General features: G+C 38.4%; 24 protein-coding genes and 1 pseudogene. 4 read left to right on the top strand and 21 right to left on the bottom strand.

The window, feature by feature from the left end; genetic code table 11:
• Positions 1-238 precede the first annotated feature (238 nt).
• From AAG807_RS11925 to AAG807_RS11935, 3 genes are all read right to left on the bottom strand, one after another.
• Positions 239-652, bottom strand: a complete 414-nt coding sequence (locus tag AAG807_RS11925; protein ID WP_341904065.1) for a DUF6157 family protein — start codon at positions 650-652, stop codon at positions 239-241.
• 74 nt (positions 653-726) lie between these two features.
• Positions 727-1,230: a hypothetical protein gene (locus tag AAG807_RS11930; protein WP_341904068.1), complete on the bottom strand. Its 504-nt coding sequence runs from the start codon at positions 1,228-1,230 to the stop codon at positions 727-729.
• Between the two features lie 66 nt (positions 1,231-1,296).
• A complete protein-coding gene (locus tag AAG807_RS11935; protein WP_341904071.1) occupies positions 1,297-1,692 on the bottom strand; it encodes an OsmC family protein in 396 nt (131 codons plus the stop codon).
• Between the two features lie 434 nt (positions 1,693-2,126).
• Between AAG807_RS11935 and AAG807_RS11940 the strand changes: the two genes are divergently transcribed.
• From AAG807_RS11940 to AAG807_RS11950, 3 genes are all read left to right on the top strand, one after another.
• Positions 2,127-2,369 carry a hypothetical protein gene (locus tag AAG807_RS11940; RefSeq protein ID WP_341904074.1) on the top strand — a complete coding sequence of 81 codons (243 nt, stop codon included), beginning with the start codon at positions 2,127-2,129 and terminating at the stop codon, positions 2,367-2,369.
• A gap of 208 nt (positions 2,370-2,577) precedes the next feature.
• Positions 2,578-2,817 (top strand): hypothetical protein, encoded by a 240-nt coding sequence (locus tag AAG807_RS11945; RefSeq protein ID WP_341904077.1) that lies wholly within the window; start codon positions 2,578-2,580, stop codon positions 2,815-2,817.
• 167 nt (positions 2,818-2,984) lie between these two features.
• Positions 2,985-4,802 (top strand): serine hydrolase, encoded by a 1,818-nt coding sequence (locus AAG807_RS11950; RefSeq protein WP_341904080.1) that lies wholly within the window; start codon positions 2,985-2,987, stop codon positions 4,800-4,802.
• 33 nt (positions 4,803-4,835) lie between these two features.
• Here AAG807_RS11950 and AAG807_RS11955 read toward each other — a convergent pair whose 3' ends face one another.
• From AAG807_RS11955 to AAG807_RS12000, 10 genes are all read right to left on the bottom strand, one after another.
• Positions 4,836-5,564, bottom strand: coding sequence for a hypothetical protein (locus tag AAG807_RS11955; protein WP_341904083.1), 729 nt, complete (start codon positions 5,562-5,564; stop codon positions 4,836-4,838).
• Entirely contained in the window at positions 5,461-6,180 is a 720-nt protein-coding gene (locus tag AAG807_RS11960; protein WP_341904086.1) for a hypothetical protein, read from the bottom strand. Before AAG807_RS11960 ends, AAG807_RS11955 begins: the two co-directional genes overlap by 104 nt.
• Positions 6,181-6,255: 75 nt before the next feature.
• Entirely contained in the window at positions 6,256-6,690 is a 435-nt protein-coding gene (locus tag AAG807_RS11965; protein ID WP_341904088.1) for a GNAT family N-acetyltransferase, read from the bottom strand.
• A 90-nt stretch (positions 6,691-6,780) separates the two neighbouring features.
• Positions 6,781-7,656 carry a hypothetical protein gene (locus tag AAG807_RS11970; RefSeq protein WP_341904090.1) on the bottom strand — a complete coding sequence of 292 codons (876 nt, stop codon included), beginning with the start codon at positions 7,654-7,656 and terminating at the stop codon, positions 6,781-6,783.
• A 135-nt stretch (positions 7,657-7,791) separates the two neighbouring features.
• On the bottom strand, positions 7,792-8,352 hold the full coding sequence (locus AAG807_RS11975; RefSeq protein ID WP_341904093.1) for a hypothetical protein: 561 nt from the start codon (positions 8,350-8,352) through the stop codon (positions 7,792-7,794).
• A gap of 16 nt (positions 8,353-8,368) precedes the next feature.
• Positions 8,369-9,466, bottom strand: a complete 1,098-nt coding sequence (locus AAG807_RS11980) for a hypothetical protein (protein ID WP_341904095.1) — start codon at positions 9,464-9,466, stop codon at positions 8,369-8,371.
• 128 nt (positions 9,467-9,594) lie between these two features.
• Positions 9,595-9,963, bottom strand: a complete 369-nt coding sequence (locus AAG807_RS11985) for a hypothetical protein (RefSeq protein WP_341904097.1) — start codon at positions 9,961-9,963, stop codon at positions 9,595-9,597.
• Positions 9,964-10,307: 344 nt separating this feature from the next.
• On the bottom strand, positions 10,308-12,071 hold the full coding sequence (locus AAG807_RS11990; protein ID WP_341904101.1) for a S41 family peptidase: 1,764 nt from the start codon (positions 12,069-12,071) through the stop codon (positions 10,308-10,310).
• 156 nt (positions 12,072-12,227) lie between these two features.
• Entirely contained in the window at positions 12,228-12,659 is a 432-nt protein-coding gene (locus AAG807_RS11995) for an SRPBCC domain-containing protein (RefSeq protein ID WP_341904103.1), read from the bottom strand.
• Positions 12,660-12,665: 6 nt separating this feature from the next.
• Positions 12,666-13,145: a DinB family protein gene (locus AAG807_RS12000; protein ID WP_341904105.1), complete on the bottom strand. Its 480-nt coding sequence runs from the start codon at positions 13,143-13,145 to the stop codon at positions 12,666-12,668.
• A gap of 129 nt (positions 13,146-13,274) precedes the next feature.
• Between AAG807_RS12000 and AAG807_RS12005 the strand changes: the two genes are divergently transcribed.
• Positions 13,275-14,258, top strand: a complete 984-nt coding sequence (locus tag AAG807_RS12005; protein ID WP_341904108.1) for a helix-turn-helix domain-containing protein — start codon at positions 13,275-13,277, stop codon at positions 14,256-14,258.
• A 289-nt stretch (positions 14,259-14,547) separates the two neighbouring features.
• Here AAG807_RS12005 and AAG807_RS12010 read toward each other — a convergent pair whose 3' ends face one another.
• The 8 genes and pseudogenes from AAG807_RS12010 to AAG807_RS12045 all read right to left on the bottom strand — a co-directional run bounded on the left by AAG807_RS12010 (position 14,548) and on the right by AAG807_RS12045 (position 18,004).
• On the bottom strand, positions 14,548-14,880 hold the full coding sequence (locus AAG807_RS12010) for a TfoX/Sxy family protein (RefSeq protein WP_341904110.1): 333 nt from the start codon (positions 14,878-14,880) through the stop codon (positions 14,548-14,550).
• A gap of 17 nt (positions 14,881-14,897) precedes the next feature.
• A complete protein-coding gene (locus AAG807_RS12015; protein WP_341904112.1) occupies positions 14,898-15,497 on the bottom strand; it encodes a hypothetical protein in 600 nt (199 codons plus the stop codon).
• A gap of 65 nt (positions 15,498-15,562) precedes the next feature.
• Entirely contained in the window at positions 15,563-15,907 is a 345-nt protein-coding gene (locus tag AAG807_RS12020) for a hypothetical protein (RefSeq protein ID WP_341904114.1), read from the bottom strand.
• Complete coding sequence (locus AAG807_RS12025) at positions 15,907-16,032, bottom strand: hypothetical protein (protein ID WP_341904116.1); 126 nt, start codon at positions 16,030-16,032, stop codon at positions 15,907-15,909. Before AAG807_RS12025 ends, AAG807_RS12020 begins: the two co-directional genes overlap by 1 nt.
• Positions 16,033-16,086: 54 nt before the next feature.
• Positions 16,087-16,620, bottom strand: a complete 534-nt coding sequence (locus AAG807_RS12030) for a hypothetical protein (RefSeq protein WP_341904118.1) — start codon at positions 16,618-16,620, stop codon at positions 16,087-16,089.
• 6 nt (positions 16,621-16,626) lie between these two features.
• Positions 16,627-17,100 (bottom strand): GNAT family N-acetyltransferase, encoded by a 474-nt coding sequence (locus AAG807_RS12035; protein WP_341904121.1) that lies wholly within the window; start codon positions 17,098-17,100, stop codon positions 16,627-16,629.
• 15 nt (positions 17,101-17,115) lie between these two features.
• Positions 17,116-17,673, bottom strand: a pseudogene (locus AAG807_RS12040) (GNAT family protein).
• Positions 17,657-18,004, bottom strand: a complete 348-nt coding sequence (locus AAG807_RS12045) for a hypothetical protein (protein ID WP_341904123.1) — start codon at positions 18,002-18,004, stop codon at positions 17,657-17,659. Before AAG807_RS12045 ends, AAG807_RS12040 begins: the two are co-directional and overlap by 17 nt.
• Positions 18,005-18,007: the final 3 nt, after the last annotated feature.

Here is an 18,007-nt window from a genome sequence, read left to right on the forward strand (position 1 = left end):
CCCAAAAGGAACTGACTTTGATAAAATTGATCCCAAACAGGTCGCTTTTGTTGAAAATCAAATCAATCATAGACCACGAAAAAGATATAACTTTAGATCTCCATTAGAAATGTTTAACCAAAAGTTGCATTTATAAGTTGAATGTACCACTCCCCAAGAAGTAAGTTTTTCAAAGTAAAGGAATACAAAGAATTTTCTTCGGATTTGAAGTTGATTTACGGACTATCTGCATACTCTTCTAACGACTTGATTTCATTGCTTTGACAATTTTCAAACTCTCGTCTTCAATAAATCGTTTGTATTCCGCGCTCTCCGAACTGTACAAGGCCATTTTCCCTTGTTTATCAAAATGAACTCCCCAACCATAACGTTTTGTCAATGGTGAAGCCCTAAAACATGCTTGTCCCTTAGAAAAAAACTGTACTCTGGCTTCTTCGTATTCGCTTTCTACCAGGTCTTTTCTAGCAGCAAAAACCTGAAACAAGACCTCATCAGAAGTATATTTATACGGATTCTCGCTCAGCATTTCAAACTGCCTGTTCGCTACCGTTTTTGTATCACCTTTCATAGGTGGAACCTGGCAATTTCCAAAAGGACAATCATCCGCAATGGCGATGAAGGTATCGGCATAATTTGTTGTATGAACTTTCATCTAACTAAGATAAGTAATTTACCCCTCCTTTCCCAATCTTAATCCGATCCCTGCAAACGGAGTCCCGAAAATCACTATTGGTATTGGTATGGCTCCTCATTGATTGTCATCTGACGGATATTTTCCAATACACGCTTCATGTAAATTCTCCAAAAGGTCTTGGTGAATATCCAATTCAAGGGATAAAGCAATGCCACATCGGAATGCAAGGTATAAGTGTATTCTATCTCAATCTTGTTGGGTTCCAATTCAGTTGTTTTCCATTCTCCGGTAAATTTTGAAAAGCCCAACATCCAGGACTGGAAATCGCTCACTTCAATTTTCCAATACACGTTCTCCTCGCGTTCAATAACCTGATCTATCGAAGCCCATCCGCCCTTTTGAGTGAGTGATTTAGCTACAAATACCTTTTTGCCATAGCCGGGTTTCCCCCAATGTTCATCATCCGTACAATGTGTCACCCTGGGCATCACACCATATCCGGTATGAACTTTTGACACATCGCAAAGCATAGGTGTTTTGAAAGCACGTTCCAGAGAACAATTATAAACCGTAATTACTTTAACCTTTGATTGCATACCTCCTATTTATCACTTTGTTTTTGAATAGCTTAATGACACATGCGTGCAAATGAACTTTTTCCGTCAAGCGTATTCCGTATTGATTTCAATCGGATTCGTAAGGATCTTATGAACGGGGCAGGCATTTGCAACCATCATCAAGCGATCCCGCTGCTTTTCATCCAGGTTCCCAAAAAGTTCCATAGTGCGATTGATAATGGTCTTGTTTGCTTTTTCGTCCCTTTGAAGATTTACTTCCAACTTCACCTCCTGCAAATCCCAACCTTTGTTATCGGCATAGATCCGAAGTGTGGCACTCGTGCAAGCCGCTAAAGCAGAAGCCAATAGTTCCGTAGGTGAAAACCCGAGATCCTGTCCCCCGCTTTCCAAAGGTTCATCAGCAATCACGACATTTCCGGAAGGTGATTCCATTTCCACTCGATACAACTCTTTTTTGATACTTGATGAAACACTTGCCATACTTTTCTACTTTGGATTAGAAGGAAAGATACGTATTCTTTTTTGTAAGTTTCAATCAAGAAATACGCTTTTAAATAGAAAAGTGTATTAAACAAGTTGTCTAATACACTTTTCTCTTCCTACCACACTAACACAACTTCTAAAGTTCTGTCACTCCACTACAAGCTCTTTTTAGGATTCATTCCTATAGTTCTAATTATTCTATCAAGTATTATTTCTTGTTCCAATCTTATAAAGCAAAGGTGGAGAACAATCTAGCTATGGATGTTACGTAATTATTGGAATAGCTTACAAAATTCACAGAAAGGTGGTTTGTCAAATTTTCAACAAATCTTGGGATTATGTAATTTTTATCAGGATTCTTGTAACAAAACTCCTGTTCTTTTAGCTCATATTTACCTCAATTGTTTCGTCGAAAACTTAAAAAAACGGTTATGAAAAAAGCACTTTTAGCCTTGCTCCTGCTGTCCGGCTTTACGCTGGGATCTTGCAAAAAAGATCGTACCTGTGCATGCGCAATGGTCCGGATAGATGATAACGGAAATAGGAATACCTCATCTGATGGAAATTATTCATTCAAAGATACCCGTCTGCGCGCCGAAAAAAAATGTGCCGATTTGGAAGAAACAGGAACAGATATTTGGGGAGACTACTCCAGAGAATGTGACATCAAATAATCTGTTTAGTTTGAAAGATTACATCGTGATCTTTGAGATGAAACAACATTAAGCGATGGATTTAGGTAATTATTGGATATTGAAATCATTTACCGAAAATCTAGGAATCATGTAAGTTTTATTCAAATTTCTGTAAGAGAATTTCAGGAACAATCAACCACTTTTGTTTACTGGTTTATCTAAAAAACACCTTTAAAACAAAATGATTATGAAGAAAGTAATTTTAGGATTGTTAGTCCTATCCGGATTTGCCTTGGGATCTTGCAAAAAAGATTATTCATGCGAATGCAAAAAGATTCACACAGATGATAATGGAAACAGTTTATCCACAGCGGATGGAACTTACACATTCAAAGATTCAAAAGTTCGTGCAGCAGACAGATGTAACGATCTGGAAGGAACAGGAACAGATATCGCTGGAGATTACACACGTGAGTGTGATATCTAACACCAATTTCATCAAGTGATTTGACGCTGCAGGGATTTAATCTTTGCAGCGTTTTTTTTGTAAATCACTTTTCAGAAATTACCTGGAACAGACAATTACATTCTTTTACACTTGGTGTTACTTTTCAAAGCGAAATTGATTTACCTTGTGAGTATCAAATCCAATTTATGAAAGCAGTTATCCTATTCATTGCATTATTGACAACCGGCGTGGTTACTTATTCCCAAACCACTTATTCCAAGGAGACACTTGAGAAGATCAAAGAAGTAGAAAATAATATCACCGGAAACGTTATTCTGAATAATGAAAAGCCGCGCACCATTCCGGAGCAAATGAAGCTTTACAATGTGAAAGGGATGAGTATTGCCGTGATCCAGGATCATAAGATTGCCTGGGCGAAAGCTTATGGTTGGGCAGATGAGTCTGAAAAGAGACCCATGACAACAGAAACCTTGTTTGAACCCGGTTCCATTAGTAAATCGCTGAATGCAGTAGGAATACTAAAACTTGCACAGGATAAAAAAGTGGATCTGTATACCGATATCAATACCTACCTGAAATCCTGGAAATTCCCTTACGATTCGCTTTCCAAAGGAAAAAAAATAACCTTGGCGGAAATTCTCAGCCACAATGCCGGTTTAACGGTTCATGGCTTCCCGGGACACAACATCAACGGTTCGGTTCCGACGGTATACCAAGTATTAGACGGAAAAACACCTGCAGTAACTCCGGCAGTAAGAAGCGAATTCGAACCTGGTTTGAAGTACCAATATTCAGGAGGTGGAACAACTATTTCACAGGTGATCCTTACCGACATTACCGGAAAAGCATACGATGAATGGATGTTTGAAAATGTACTCAAACCCATTGGGATGACACATAGTTCGTACGCCATTCCAAATTCAAAAAGTAACCCGAACCGATATGCTTCCGCTTATTATCCCGATGGCTCGCCTGTACTGAACAAATTCCATGTATACCCGGAACAAGCAGCAGCAGGATTGTGGATGACTCCAAGCGATTTATCCAATTACATCATCGATATGCAATTGGCTTACCAAGGCAAAAAATCCAAAGTATTGACACCGGAAATGGTGAAACTGCATCTGACTCCTTACAACAATGGTCCTGCAGCCATGGGTACATTCATTCAAGACCTGGATGGAGCGAAGTATTTTGAACATGGAGCCGGAAACGATGGATTCTGCGGACAGTTTTATGCAAGTCTCGATGAAGGTTATGGCGTTGTCATTTTTCTAAATACGGAAGATGGAAGTTTGCTCTACGATGTGATCAGCAGTGTTGCGAAAGCTTACAATTGGAAGAACTTCTATCATGAGCCTCAAAAAAAGGATCTTGAAAATGGACCTGTAGTAATCCCGGAATTTATCCTGGAAAAATACAAGGGAATTTATCTGTTTGAAAATCAATGGGCTTCCGTTGAGGAAAAAGATGGGGAAATTCGCTTTTACACCGACGGGCTATCTGCGAAAATGTATTTCACCTCGACCACCCGCTTCATCAATCGGGAGTTTAGGGCTGAGAAAGAATTTTATACCAATGAAGAAGGAAATGTAATCGGCTATACAAGACAAGTGGAAGGAAAAGCATTTCCAAACGCTATTAAAATTCTAAATCCTGACACCCTTCATTTAAATGTGAATGATTTGGGAAATATCGGTTGGTATTTAATGGAACGGAAAGAAACCAAAAAAGCACTTCCTTACTTTAAACGGGCTGTTGAATTGTATCCTGACGATCTGAACGCCAAGATGAACCTGGCACACGCCTATCTATTCGACACTAATTATCCCAGCGCTATAGCGATTTATAAGGCGCATCCCAAGGAACTGATCAGACCGGAATATACCTGGGAAGAAGGAATCAAAAATGATTTCATCTACTTCAGTGAACACCATTACGATACCAAAGGATTTGATCAGGTATTTGAAGAATTAAAGCTTGAAAAACCGAAAGGGTATTGATTTCCCCTTATCTTTTTAATCCTTTCATCCATTTCAGTAAAGACTTATTTCTTTCAATATGTTTTCTTTAGCTTGAATCTCGAATTTCTCATAGAAATGATCCGTTTTAAAAATCCGTTCCATTTCCAGAAAGTGCTGCAAAACTTTCTTCCTTCCCGGATGGTAAATTAAATCAGGATAGATAGCGTATTCTTTTCGCACATTTTCTGCGTATGTCAAATATGTTTCCCAATTCTGACCTAAAATGGAGAGATCCGCATCGGTAAAGTAATTCGTGTCCGAATCTGTGTATTCCTGATGCGTTTTGGTTGCACGAATCTGACCTTTGCAACTTTCAATCATTATTTGCGGTACTTCCAGTTGTTTCATCCTCGTTTCTGCAAGTAAAGCGCTTTGTTCTTCATTATCCGACTTTTTCGTATCATAAATGATGTCATGATAATAAAGCGAAAAGAGAATGGTATCCCAACTTGAAATGGAATCCTTTACTTCAGTTAATTGAAAAAACAAATGATCCAAATGTGAAAGTGTATGGTAATATCTTGTATTATCGGAATAATTTGATGCAATTTCTTCCCATAATTCATCTATCAGATGAATATCATCCGAATAGTTCTTTGCAAGATTTATAAAATCCTCTTTTATCATATCAATCATTTTAATCTCCGCCGCAACCACCGCAGCCCGAGTCTCCGCCACATCCGGAATGTCCTGAATCTCCGCCACATCCACTTGTGGAACAACCTCCCCCATTTCCTCCATTACGTATAAATAAAAATCCCATGAAAAGAATGGCTATCAAAACTTCTATTATCGTTCCTCCGTCCGAATGAGATTGAATGAAGAAAAATGAGGAAAATAAAAGCAAGAAGATCGTGGTGTTTTTTCCTTTGAAATTCGGTTTTCTAAGCACCCAATTTCTTTTCGTATTTATTCGTTGAAAATGAATATCTGAAAATCTTTCTTCGTTATCCGGCCAGATGTTTACAGGCGGTTCTTTCTTAAACATTTTCTTATACAGAAGAAGTGTTTCGGTATAAAGATTATCAAATTTTTCCCCTTCCGAATTTCCACCTTTTGTAGGATTGTGATGGATTTCTTTTGATAGTGTGTTTCTGCATAAATCAACCCAATAAGATCGGGTATATGTCAGATGTAAATGCCAGACTTGGTCAACCTGATCTGATGGCGTAACACTGGTTTCAGAGATACAGCAAAGAAAAATGAACTTCTTATACTCTTCAATTACTTTTTCTGAATAAGATCTGGTCCATCCATTTTCTCTTGCCAATCGGTGAGAAAATGTAAATGATGATTCAGGATCATCCAATTGGAATGAATTGATTTTATTCCAAAGCGTTTTTTGATCTACTGTCATTAAACTTTTCAGTGGCGATTTATTATGTCAAATTAATACATCAAAGGTATTTATTTTCTTCATTGATTGAACATCCTATGTCATTTGCTTATACATCAACAGATGCGGAATTCCGTCTTCCGGAAAATACTCCCCTTCTGCGAGGTAATTGTTTTTTAAGTAAAAATTGACAGCTGTATCTCTTGCATGGCAATAAATCCGTTGCGTCTTATTTTCATTTGCAATCTTTTCACAAAAGACCATCATTTTTGATCCGATACCGGAATCCTGATTTCCTTCCTTAACAACTACACGCTGCATTTTCATTGCATCTCCTTCAGGCACCAATACAGCAGTTGCAATCAATTCATTTCCAAGCAAGCCAACGATATGCAAGTGGTTCCTTTCCTCTTCCAGTTCTTCAGCAGTGAAAAAACTTCCCAGAGGTTTACGTAAAATCTCTTCCCGAAGTTGAACGGCGGATTTCCAACCATCACTTCCGTATGCTATGAGTTTAAATTCCGGTTCCATTTTCATTTAGTTGTTCAGAAATTCTTCTATCAAAATTCCATTCCGGATGTTTATTTCACAGAATTAAACTTACTAAAAAACGATTAATGATTACTCTTTCAACTGCATGACTTGCGACAAAAGCTGGGCTAATTTCGTTTTTTTCACACCCACATCATCCGTATATTGGCTCAAGACACAGGAAACATAGCGGTCTCTGACTTTTGCATTCACATAATACACAATCAATACATTACTTCCTCCCATGATCAGTTCCGGAATATTTATTTTCAATGTACACCGAAGCGCTTTCACTTCCTGACCTTCAAAAATAACATCCACCTGTTTTTGCTCAAGAATACTATATTTTCCGGGATCATCATTGCGAATTTTCTGATTGGTGATTAGTTGTCTTGCACGCACAGAATCAGTGAATTCGGACCAATTCATTTGTCCGTGATTCGGACATTGCAGGTTTCGCGGCCCCATCCACTGACAAGGCGGACCAAAATCAACCGGTCGTCCGGCAAACATGACCGTATCTACCGTGAGAGAAGTGAAAACACTTTTCGGAAGGGTCTTCTTGATTATTTCCGTATAAAGTTCTTTTTCAATGGCTGGAACCCGGCTGCAAGAGGTTCCAAAAGCTACCACCTTCAAGATTCCCCATCTGGGTGTTGACAAGAAATAAATACTGTGACTGACAATTCCATTCTCCATTACGTTTTGTTCAATCACTTTCACATTTGGAAAATCAGGACTGTCGAAAATGGGTGTTTCTTTCGGGATACCCAGTTTATTCTTTACTTTTCGGAATCCTTTCTCGTCAAAATACAATTCAAAATCAATTTGGGCAACATCGTATCCTTCCGTATTGTAAAGGGTTTGATTTCCATCCTTAACGGCTTGTAAGTTCTGAATAGTAGTGCTTTGTGCTATTGAATTGAAAATGGTAAGGAGAAAAATCCCGATGAGTATCCGTTTCATGTGTTGTCAAATAAAAGTACAACCAACCTTTCCCGGTAACAGATCCGATTTGATTTAGTTGGTTAAAAACAATTTCTCAAAACTAGTTATATTTTCAATGGAAGATGTTACGACAACAATAATTGTGAACTTCTTTCAATCCTTGTAATACCCGCTAAACCACCGATCAAAATCCACTTTGTACTTTTCCTGAGCCTGTTCGATCAATTCATCCGGATTTTCAACCGGTTCCAGACCAAATTGTTCTTTCAACCAATTTTTGTAGGATGCATGTCCTTCACTTTCCTCGTAATCCTCTTCGTCCTTGTAGAAATAGACTTCCTCATGATCCACGGAAATTTCAGAATCAAACGTCAATAGTTGCAGCAGTGCCGACAAATTTTCCGCAACAATATGCACACCACCTTCATCCCCGAAAACAACTACCGGTAATTCATTGAAGGCTTTAGAAGAACCGTCATTCCAAACCGCATAGATTGACCCCGAACAGTTTGCTTGTGCGAAAGGAAACAACCGTTCTAAAAACGCTTCATCTTCACTCCAGCTTTTAATTCCCGATTTATCATCTATCAAAACGCCGAATCCTTGAGAATACTCCTCAAAGTCGGAAACTGTATTTTGAAAATGGATCAATTTTTCCAGTTCTGCCGGAATATCTGTTAATCCCAGGTTTTGTTTGAATTCTTTTAGTTGCATGTTGAATTATATGAATTTATTTCGTTGGTATCACCTTAATTTTATGTGACCATTCATTTGTTGTCGGGATTCCTGATTTATTGTTTATCGTAATGGTTCCTTTCACTTCCAGTTCTTTTGAATTTGGAACCACAATGCTAATATATCCCTTTCCATCTTTGATTTTTCCGACGCGACCCCCAGAGACAGTTATATCAGGTGTCTTGTATTCATTGAAAGCGGCCATTAGGACTTCCAATTGCACTGTATCTCCTGCAACTGCTGCATTAGGAACATTTACGAGCGGAAGAATCTTTGAAAAGCTATAACTTCCTCCACATCCTACCCTGCCGCGCATTTGATAAAATGCCAACAATCTTGCTTCTAAAATACTGTTTTCGACGGATAAGAGTACACCCATTACATCTACCCAAGAATCCTCCTCAGTTAGAATTGATTCCCACTGCTTGTCTGTCTTACTTAATAGAAAGTATATTTTCCGAACAGCTTCAATATCGTCAGGTGCAATATTCGACTCCTTAGTTTTCTCATCAAATTGACGATCGAAATCCTTTTTGTCTTTGAAATCATTAATTGTCGGGTCTTTGAAAAAATACAGTCTATCATCAATACATGCGGATTTTTCAATGATCTCACAAAGTTCTCTTCTAAACCTACGAATTGATGTTATTAACAGATCCCTGTTTTTTGGATTCAGAATATCACTTCCTCCCCGACTTTTTACATTAGATAGAACATAGTTAACCGGTCTTGAACTTTTTTCCTTTTTATAATCATATTGAATGATACTTTCTTCTTTTGCAAAAGACAACTCTTCATGAAAGCTGGTGAACATATCCATTTTCATTTTTTCAATAATGGAAACATAGTTACCTGAAAGACTATCTATTTTGATTAAGAACCGATATAAATCCATATAAACTATTTGCACTTCTCCATTACTTCTGTCTTCTGACATCTCTCTTATATCAGACAATTTCTCCTCACCGTAGCCAAACTGTTGATTCGTATTACCCTGCAAAACTTCAAGTGCGTAAATTTCTCCCGGATCAATATCCGATTGACAGGAAAACAAGAATGAAATAGGGACAATTAAGGCTATAAGTACTTTCATGGCTGCTAGTATAAGGTTTTCTGTTTTTATAACGCTTTGGAATAACAAAAAAGCGACTCATTAGTTACGAATCGTTTTAATCATATCTATCCTCCCCCTCATTCCCCCTCCGAAGGGGGAAGCTTAATTCACTCCCTCTCCTCCATGAACTTAGGAGCAATGACCAGAATGGTTCCCAATACAAAGATCCAGGTACCGATCTGTGAGAAGAGATTTATCTTGCCTTCCCAATTCTCCAATTCTTTCACTTGTCTGGAATAGAACTCCCAGTCCTTATCGTAAGATTTCAGATTCATTTCACTCGTTGAATGTTCCTCCGCATATTCTTTACCGATCAATCTCCAAATGTGATCCAGCTTCTTATTCAAATGATAATTCTGTGATTCACGGAATGAGCTTTCGGAGTCACTTTGAAACGATTGCACAAAAAAGGAGAATAAGATCAGGATTAATCCGATGCCTTCCATTCGATTGAGCCAGGTTCGTGATGTTTTCATAGCGGTTTTGTGAATAGTGTTTTAAGTTTGAAAAGTACTTATAATTCGAATATACCCCTTGAAATCATTATTCTCTAACTAAAATTAGTTGGTTTCCCTCCTGCTTTCTCTACTTCCTACTTTTTTCCAAGGCAAAAATGCCTTTGTCCCAATTGCAAATTTCAAACAGCCCCCTGCTCCAGACCAATCTAAGGAAAGGCGGGATCAGGATCCCAGATGACAAGCACTTTCCAACATTGGTAGCTGGAGCAGGAGGCTTTTAACTTCGCCAAGCTATTTATAAGGTCGGGTGACAATTCTATAATTAGGTTGAGATTTCTGTGTCGTGCAATTTGGACTTTTGCTTACTTCTCAATCAATTCAATTGCCTTGAGCAACATCAGATCCTGATTCTTCGAATAATTCTCTTTGGTGAGTTTAACCGGAACATCAATCTTCACTCCTCTTTTCTGGGCTTCCGTACCATCCGGATAAAAGATGGCATTCCCGGTAAAATCCAATTCATAAGGGCCGGGAAGATTCATGGTTTTCAAGTCACCGTCTGCACCGGCACTTTGTTCACCTATCGTAACTGAATTCGGGAAAATATGCTGTAGATTCATGGTATTCCACTCGCTCATACTCTGAGTTGCCGGATTTACGATAATCACCACCTTTCCGCCATAAACTGCTGAACCGTTTAATTTCAGTTGCGGATTATAATACACATCGGGAGCCGTCTTGTGAACATAAGTTCCCACTTTCAGTTTGTTCACCTGGTAATATTTCGCATAAGGAGTCAATGTTTGAGCAAAACTCTTCGTCACGAACATCGGCACAAAACCTCCCCAATCCGGATAGCCGCGCATGTCGAAAATGATTCCCTTTTTACTTCTTGCCAGATTCAGGATAGAATCCATTTGTTGATCGATCTTTTCATCAGCCACATTTTGAATAAAGCGGAAGGTCTCATGAATATTGAAATAGGCAATCTCCCGATTCAAAATGATTAAGGAGTCACTCTCCACTTTTTCACGATTGATCATCCCAAGATAAGTATTCAGTTTTTTTAAATTCGGATCACCGCTTCCGAGGAAAGAAATAGTTTTGAATTCTTTCTTCTTGTTCCTTAGTATTTCAAAACTGAATTGTTTACTATCAGAACTCCAGATCAAATTTTCAATATAATTGGAAAGATGATAAAGTAATGTCTGACGATTCGAAGTGGAAAGCAAGAAGGACAATTCGGTTATTTTATCTGAAACTGTCTGACCATTTATTGAAATAATATAATCTCCCACCCGAATATCGGCTGATTGGCATAAATCCGGAATAATGCTATCTGTAATAAGTATCCCATCCTCAAAAACCTGATAGGCAAATGGAGGGTATGTTTTGTTCTTGAAAATTTCTTTTTTCTCTCGCAATTGTTTATAAAACTTGAACGAATGCGAATCCTGTAAAGAAGCTGCTAACTTCAATAGAATCAATTCATATTCTTTTCGATTCTTACTTTCCAGCATGGGAACAATTTGTGATTTTAACAGCTGGTCAAAATTTTGCTCCATCAGATATTTGTGCGGGTACAAATAATCCACAGCGCCTTGAATCTTAGCCAGGGCAAGCATCCGGTAATCCACAGGAACGGTTTCGCCTTTAGAAAAATCATACTCCTTCTCATGGGGAAGTAATGCGATGTAGTTCTCTTCAGGAATATAGTAATGATCATCTCCAGTATAGCGATTCTTAAAAACAGCGCTTAGCCGCTCCTTGTTCTTTGTATCGAAGAATGCATTTTTTTCAAACCAGTTGAAATCCAGGTTTTTGCTGATTACATCCGCGTTCTCTTTGGTTGGTCTGCTTTCCGAATGAGATTCGTATAACCTGTTCAGAATCTGATCAATCAATTTATTGAATGATTCCTTATTGGCTATTTGTTCGACCCCGGAAAGGTATGTTAAAAACAAACTATCTGCATCAATCCTTCCGGAAGCCAAATCCGGGTGATAATACTTGATAAAATTCCAGGTTTTGAAATACAAATAGTATGTTTCCTGTTTTGTGGTCTTTTGTCCGAATGAAAAGGAGAAAAAAACAAGAGCCAGAGAAAGTATGATTGATTTATGCATGCGGATTTATCTACTGAAGTGATTATATATCTTGAATTCAATAGTGAATATAGCTCTTTCAGCTTGTTTTTAAAACAACTTAGACCAAAATAAAAGCGACTCAGATACCAACCGGTAAATGAATCGCTTGAATTGAAAAGAGGATGTATTTGTATCTTACTGATTTACAAACGGAAGGAATTTTTCCTTTAGATACTGTGACCAAGCCGGAGCACAAGCATCGTAGCATTCCACTTCGGGAGTCAGACCGACGTGTGTGAATATTAATTCTGTTTGACCTCCTTTCTCCGAAATTTCAAAAACCAATTTTGTTCCTGTCCATTCATCGGCTTTTTCGATGAAGGTGAAATCGCTTTCTGTTATGAGCCAAACGAGTTTTTCATCGGGAATGATTTCCACTAGTTTCTGTTTGGAATAATGAGCGCCACCACCCGCACGAAAACTGAACTCATCACCCAAATTTTCCGAATCGCCGCTAAACTCTTCTTCATACAATCCCGACCACCAGGACCGAACTTGCTTGATCGCCTGAAAAACTTCCCGTGGAGTTTTATCTGTTCTTACAGTGAATGTGAAATCTGTTGCCATGTTTTTCTACTTTAAGTAAACCAATTGTCCTGTGTGATAAGCCAAATGTGTCGTTCTCGTTAGAATGATATTCAATTTGTTACGGTGCGGCTCTTTTGCAAAATCTTCTTCTGAAACGGAAGTATGTCTTTCGAACCAATTTTCTGCACTCAACTTGTCAAATTGCTGTTTCAACTCCTCCTTCTGTTTATTCCACATGGATCTCAATTCAGCTACGGATGGAAGTTCACTAACCGCCTTGTCCGGAGATTCGATAAAAGCCTTGTCCAATTCCCCATAATTTGCCTTGCCCAGATCCAATAATGGAAGCATGTGATCGTGTACTGCAATCAGATGTCCTAGTATATAAATCCCTCTGTTTTTCCCCGGTGCTATTTCTCTTTGTAATTGTTCGTCCGATAAGGAATTCACTAGTGTGTCGCAATTCTTCACGGATGCTTCCCATCTGTCTAAAATGATCTTTACCATTGTTTGATCTGTTGTCATGATTATCAATTTTGAATGTTATTCTGCAAAACTATCGTCTAAAACCCATTCCTACAAGTGGCTAAATAGACAATCTAACGGGTTGATTTGGACAAGAGTCTTTTGTACATTTGTAGCAAATTGCTTGCAATGAAACACATCACGATTATTGTTCCGGAAGGAGAAGGTAATAACCTGAGTAGCATCGTTGGTGCGTACAAATTGTTTTCCAAAGCCAATGAGTATTGGAAACAGAACGGAAATCCGGAGCGGTTCATCATTCAATTGGCTGGAGTTTCAAAGAACATCCAATTTTTCGATGGTCTGTTTGAAGTGAAACCCCACCTTCATCTTGCCGATATTGCAAAAACGGACCTGATCATCATTCCCTCATTGAACCACAATTATGTCGAAGCTATCAAAGCAAATCAATTCCTCATTGAATGGATTGAAAAGCAGTACAAACAAGGCGCAGAAGTGGCAAGTATCTGTACCGGCGCATTCATTTTGGCATCCAGCGGATTATTGGATGGAAAAAGTTGTTCGACCCATTGGTCGGCTGTGAATGGCTTCAAAGCGCTCTTTCCGAAAATTAATATGGAACCTGACCGGTTGATTACGGATGAAAAGGGAATCTATACCAACGGCGGTGCTTATTCATTCCTGAATCTCATCATTTACCTGATAGAAAAGTATTTCGACCGGCAAACGGCTATTTTCTGCTCGAAAGTTTTCCAGATTGAAATGGACCGGAACAGTCAATCGGAATTTGTGATCTTCAACGGACAAAAACTTCACAACGACGAACTGATCATACAGGCACAGACGTTTATTGAGAGTCAATTGAAGGAAAAAATATCAATCGAACATCTGGCTTCCCGATTTGCTGTCGGAAGGCGGAATTTTGACAGAAGATTCATCAAAGCTACCGGAAACACGCCTGTTGAATACACCCAACGGGTAAAAGTCGAATCGGCAAAGAAAGCATTTGAAAGCAGCCGGAAAACAATCAATGAAGTGATGTACGATGTGGGCTATTCGGATGTGAAGGCTTTTCGTGAAGTCTTCCGGAAAATCACCGGGATGTCGCCATTGGAATACCGGAATAAATACAATAAGGAGGCTGTTCGATAGCGCTCCTCGTATTTTTCACCACAAATGAAGAAGGCGCCTACCGGTGGGAGTTATGTACTTAAGTCAGGTAACATCAAAAAATGAACATAACTTAGAATTATTTGACACGCAGATTCGCATATTCCGACAAGGTCGGAGCGCAGATTTTAATTGCTATACATCTGCGTAAATCCGAGACATCCGCGTGCTTTTTTTAAAATATTCAGCTTCTTGATGCTCCAATTTTCGTTTGAGATTCAATTATTTTGTTGGCAGATTGAATTTCTTTGCTGTATAATCATCAATCATTCTATTTCGACTTCTTTTTCGGTTTGGGTTTCGGTTCCGGCAATTCTTCTACGGTCAAGCGGATCAATTCGTTCAACCAATCGGCGTCTTCCAGTTTATCTTCGATCAAAAAACTGGGTTTTGCACCGGGATAAGGCGGAGCTTCCACTACATTCCCGATAAATGTCCTTCCTGCGGATGTTGGCTTAATGAATAGCTTATTATCACAAACCAGCGCGAATAGTTTGATATCGAAATACAATCCGTATTCACCGAACATTTTCTTGTAGGTCACTCTTCCCGAAGAATTTATCTGGTCGATTATAAAATCTATGAAGTGTTGATCTGAAGCCATGTGCTGGTTATTTAGTATTATTTGTCATTCTGAACTGTTTCTTTTTTTTTCGGATAAACCGCTTTTGTGCGACCTCTATTCGAGCTGCCCGCAATAAAATAAAGCCCCGATTCCTTATAATAAGAGTCAACTATCAGCTTGTCTCCGGATTTCCCTATACGTACCTGGTCATTTTCGTACCTGACAAACAAAGGAAAAAAAGGAATCAAATACCACTTGGTGCGTCTGTAAAAGTATCCATTTTTGAATTTACCGGAAATCACTTTGGAAAACAAAAGCTTGTCCACACGGTAATAGCCTATTGTTGCTTTTTTGTGTGAAGTAAATTCAATTTTAACACTTTCCCCTTGATCCAAATCAACCGATTCAGGGATTTTGGTTATTAGCGTACGTATCAAATCATCATCTGTTACCGGGATATCCGAATGATCGACTCTGGAATCGTATGAAGTACCACACGCCGTATCGGATTTGTTCAAATACGTTCCGTTCAGTTCCGTGTAGTTTTCCCTGGAAACGGGAGTTATCGGATAATCTTTTAATTCCAGCCGTTTGAGTTGCGTGCAGCTTGTTATCAGCAACAAAAGCATGAATAAAGAATAATTTGTTGATTTCATTGGGTGATTTTAATCGGGTGATTGATCTCAAGTACTATTTCAAATGATGATGCATGACCATAGATTTAATCATTGACTGATTTTCGAAGGGCTAAACGAAAAAGTCCGATTGCGGTAATTACGCATCCGGCTCCTGCAAGTATTGCTCCAATAAAAATAAAACCTGTTTTAGTTAAACTCCCGAACAATCCAACGCCTAAAAAAATCGAACCTATCAACAAGTAAGTCCAGGCTCTTTTAGCAGCTTGCTTTTTTATTTGGGATCTTACGATCAAGTATGCTGTTTCAACTTCCTCCCGCGAAATATTAAAGTTTCGTTGTGCCTTCTTGACAATATTTCTTTTCAAATTCAGCAGCAACATTTCTTTTCCCAGAAACTGTTTCAGCCCGTTTATCTTATCTTCTTCCATTATTCATTTCCTAAATTTTGATTTTTAACCAAAGCCGAATCAATCATTCCCTCAAGCACATCCAGGTTCACATCCGCCAACTTCTTGACGTAGATACAACCACCATCCGTTTTATGTTTACCCAATTGTTCCAATTACACTCACAACGGTCGGTTTGGTTTTGATTTCTTTTCTGCCATTTACCCTTGTATTTGGTCTTCTAATTTAACCTTAATCAAGAAACCATTTTTATATTTTTTCATTCCGACAAATTTTCGTCCGGATTTAAATTTGTTATAGAACTTCACTTGCTGTTTCAGGATGATCGTTCCCCCGGAAGAATTCTTCCATTTGGTCTTGATTTTGGAATGGGTCCAGTCCGTTTCCAATTTATCAATGATTTCATTCATTCTATTCACTCTGATTTCTATCGAATCTTCGGACATTTTACTAGATTCAGAACCGTATTCCAATTCGTCAATTAAATCCCGCAATTTTGCAATTGAGTCATTGCGTATTGGATAACTCCAACGCGTACAAAATGCTTTTTGCTTGCTGTAATAATTTGATTTTCCTCCGATTAAGAATAATGGATGTTTGGTATAGCAATCACAGGTGTCGTCAGTAGCGAATTCGTAATTCCTACTAACTGTTCTCGTGTTCATGCAACTACTTAAAATCAGCAGGATACCAAACAGAGTGAAATTGAAACTGGTACGTTTTTCCTTTTTCATCACTTACTATTTCTCATTTCTTAAAACATAAAACAAGGTGTCTACCGGATTGAAACTCATTGTTTCCGGCAGATCTGTCTTCGGAATCTGAACAAACTTGTTTTTGGAATAGAATCTCTGAGCTGCCTTAAATTGATCCATCGTACCCAAATAAACATTGGTATAACCCAAATCTTTTGCTTGGTCAAGTGCCATATCCAACAGAGATTTCGCAACAGTTGTTTGTCCTCCACGGTGTTCTTTTGCAACAAACATATTTCTCAGTACGCCAGTTTCGCTATCAAAACACGATAATCCAATGGTGCCTACAATCTGATCTTCATGAATGGCAACCCAAAAGAAATTACCCGATTCAACATATTCGGAAACAGATACGGAATTCGGATTTCTAAACGGAAGATCAAACTCTCTTTGAATTTCACCCATCATTTCCTCTATTTCAGGCTGATGGTGTTCTTCGAACGGAACAATTGAATACATTTGACAGCGTTTTAGTTACTTCTTTTCATTTAGATATTCCTCCCGCAATTTCGAGAATAGGATTGAATCTTCGAACTTTCCTGCAACATAATAATGTTCGCGCAAGACTCCTTCTCTTATAAAGTTATTCTTTTCCATTAAACGCAAAGAAGGAATATTTTCCTTCCCCACCAATGCTTCTATCCGGTGCAGATTCAGGAACTTGAATCCATAGTCGATGATTGCTTCAAGCGCTTCTCCCATCAATCCCTGTTTCTAATAGTTTTCATCTTCCATTACATAGCCGATTTCTGCACGCAAGTGATCTGTGTTCCAATTGTGCAATCCACAGCGACCGATTATCTTTTCAGATGCTTTGTCTACAAGCAGAAACAGTAGAAAGCTTCGATTGTAACTTGCATACCCGTTTTTGTATTTCTGGTATTCCTTCTCATAATCAGCTTCCGAACGATGTCCCAGGATGGTCATGATCTTTGGCTTTAGATTCCGTTCAAAAATCTCCGTCATATCCTCAGGAGAAAGTCCTTTGAGAAGTAAGCGTTTTGTTTCGATCAGTTTAAAGTTTTCCATCATTTAATCCCTTTCTCAATACTCCTATTTTATTGACTTCAATAACAGATTGAAAGTTTTCATCCCAAAGTACAAAATCCGTAATCCCTATAAAATTTTCCAGTTGAGATTTAAACCAACTTTTCTCAATTGGTCGCGAAGATTTTCGCCCCATAGAAAGAAAAAGATTTTCACCTGCAAAATGTTGATCTATTAATTCACTTACAAACTCTTTATTTAAATCATTACCTAAACCAGTATGAATCCATTCACTTTCTGAGATATCGGAAGGTAAAAACCATTTGACTTTGTCAAGGTATAACTTACTCGATTCATATATTAAACGTGATTCCATCTG

This window comes from Fluviicola taffensis DSM 16823 (assembly GCF_943372375.1).
Lineage (GTDB): Bacteria > Bacteroidota > Bacteroidia > Flavobacteriales_D > Crocinitomicaceae > Fluviicola > Fluviicola taffensis_A.

Coding starts and splice junctions, on each gene's coding strand:
- AAG807_RS11925 (WP_341904065.1), bottom strand. CDS start 652: ATGAAAGTTCATACAACAAATTATGCCGATACCTTCATCGCCATTGCG.
- AAG807_RS11930 (WP_341904068.1), bottom strand. CDS start 1,230: ATGCAATCAAAGGTTAAAGTAATTACGGTTTATAATTGTTCTCTGGAA.
- AAG807_RS11935 (WP_341904071.1), bottom strand. CDS start 1,692: ATGGCAAGTGTTTCATCAAGTATCAAAAAAGAGTTGTATCGAGTGGAA.
- AAG807_RS11940 (WP_341904074.1), top strand. CDS start 2,127: ATGAAAAAAGCACTTTTAGCCTTGCTCCTGCTGTCCGGCTTTACGCTG.
- AAG807_RS11945 (WP_341904077.1), top strand. CDS start 2,578: ATGAAGAAAGTAATTTTAGGATTGTTAGTCCTATCCGGATTTGCCTTG.
- AAG807_RS11950 (WP_341904080.1), top strand. CDS start 2,985: ATGAAAGCAGTTATCCTATTCATTGCATTATTGACAACCGGCGTGGTT.
- AAG807_RS11955 (WP_341904083.1), bottom strand. CDS start 5,564: ATGGAGGAAATGGGGGAGGTTGTTCCACAAGTGGATGTGGCGGAGATT.
- AAG807_RS11960 (WP_341904086.1), bottom strand. CDS start 6,180: ATGACAGTAGATCAAAAAACGCTTTGGAATAAAATCAATTCATTCCAA.
- AAG807_RS11965 (WP_341904088.1), bottom strand. CDS start 6,690: ATGGAACCGGAATTTAAACTCATAGCATACGGAAGTGATGGTTGGAAA.
- AAG807_RS11970 (WP_341904090.1), bottom strand. CDS start 7,656: ATGAAACGGATACTCATCGGGATTTTTCTCCTTACCATTTTCAATTCA.
- AAG807_RS11975 (WP_341904093.1), bottom strand. CDS start 8,352: ATGCAACTAAAAGAATTCAAACAAAACCTGGGATTAACAGATATTCCG.
- AAG807_RS11980 (WP_341904095.1), bottom strand. CDS start 9,466: ATGAAAGTACTTATAGCCTTAATTGTCCCTATTTCATTCTTGTTTTCC.
- AAG807_RS11985 (WP_341904097.1), bottom strand. CDS start 9,963: ATGAAAACATCACGAACCTGGCTCAATCGAATGGAAGGCATCGGATTA.
- AAG807_RS11990 (WP_341904101.1), bottom strand. CDS start 12,071: ATGCATAAATCAATCATACTTTCTCTGGCTCTTGTTTTTTTCTCCTTT.
- AAG807_RS11995 (WP_341904103.1), bottom strand. CDS start 12,659: ATGGCAACAGATTTCACATTCACTGTAAGAACAGATAAAACTCCACGG.
- AAG807_RS12000 (WP_341904105.1), bottom strand. CDS start 13,145: ATGACAACAGATCAAACAATGGTAAAGATCATTTTAGACAGATGGGAA.
- AAG807_RS12005 (WP_341904108.1), top strand. CDS start 13,275: ATGAAACACATCACGATTATTGTTCCGGAAGGAGAAGGTAATAACCTG.
- AAG807_RS12010 (WP_341904110.1), bottom strand. CDS start 14,880: ATGGCTTCAGATCAACACTTCATAGATTTTATAATCGACCAGATAAAT.
- AAG807_RS12015 (WP_341904112.1), bottom strand. CDS start 15,497: ATGAAATCAACAAATTATTCTTTATTCATGCTTTTGTTGCTGATAACA.
- AAG807_RS12020 (WP_341904114.1), bottom strand. CDS start 15,907: ATGGAAGAAGATAAGATAAACGGGCTGAAACAGTTTCTGGGAAAAGAA.
- AAG807_RS12030 (WP_341904118.1), bottom strand. CDS start 16,620: ATGAAAAAGGAAAAACGTACCAGTTTCAATTTCACTCTGTTTGGTATC.
- AAG807_RS12035 (WP_341904121.1), bottom strand. CDS start 17,100: ATGTATTCAATTGTTCCGTTCGAAGAACACCATCAGCCTGAAATAGAG.
- AAG807_RS12045 (WP_341904123.1), bottom strand. CDS start 18,004: ATGGAATCACGTTTAATATATGAATCGAGTAAGTTATACCTTGACAAA.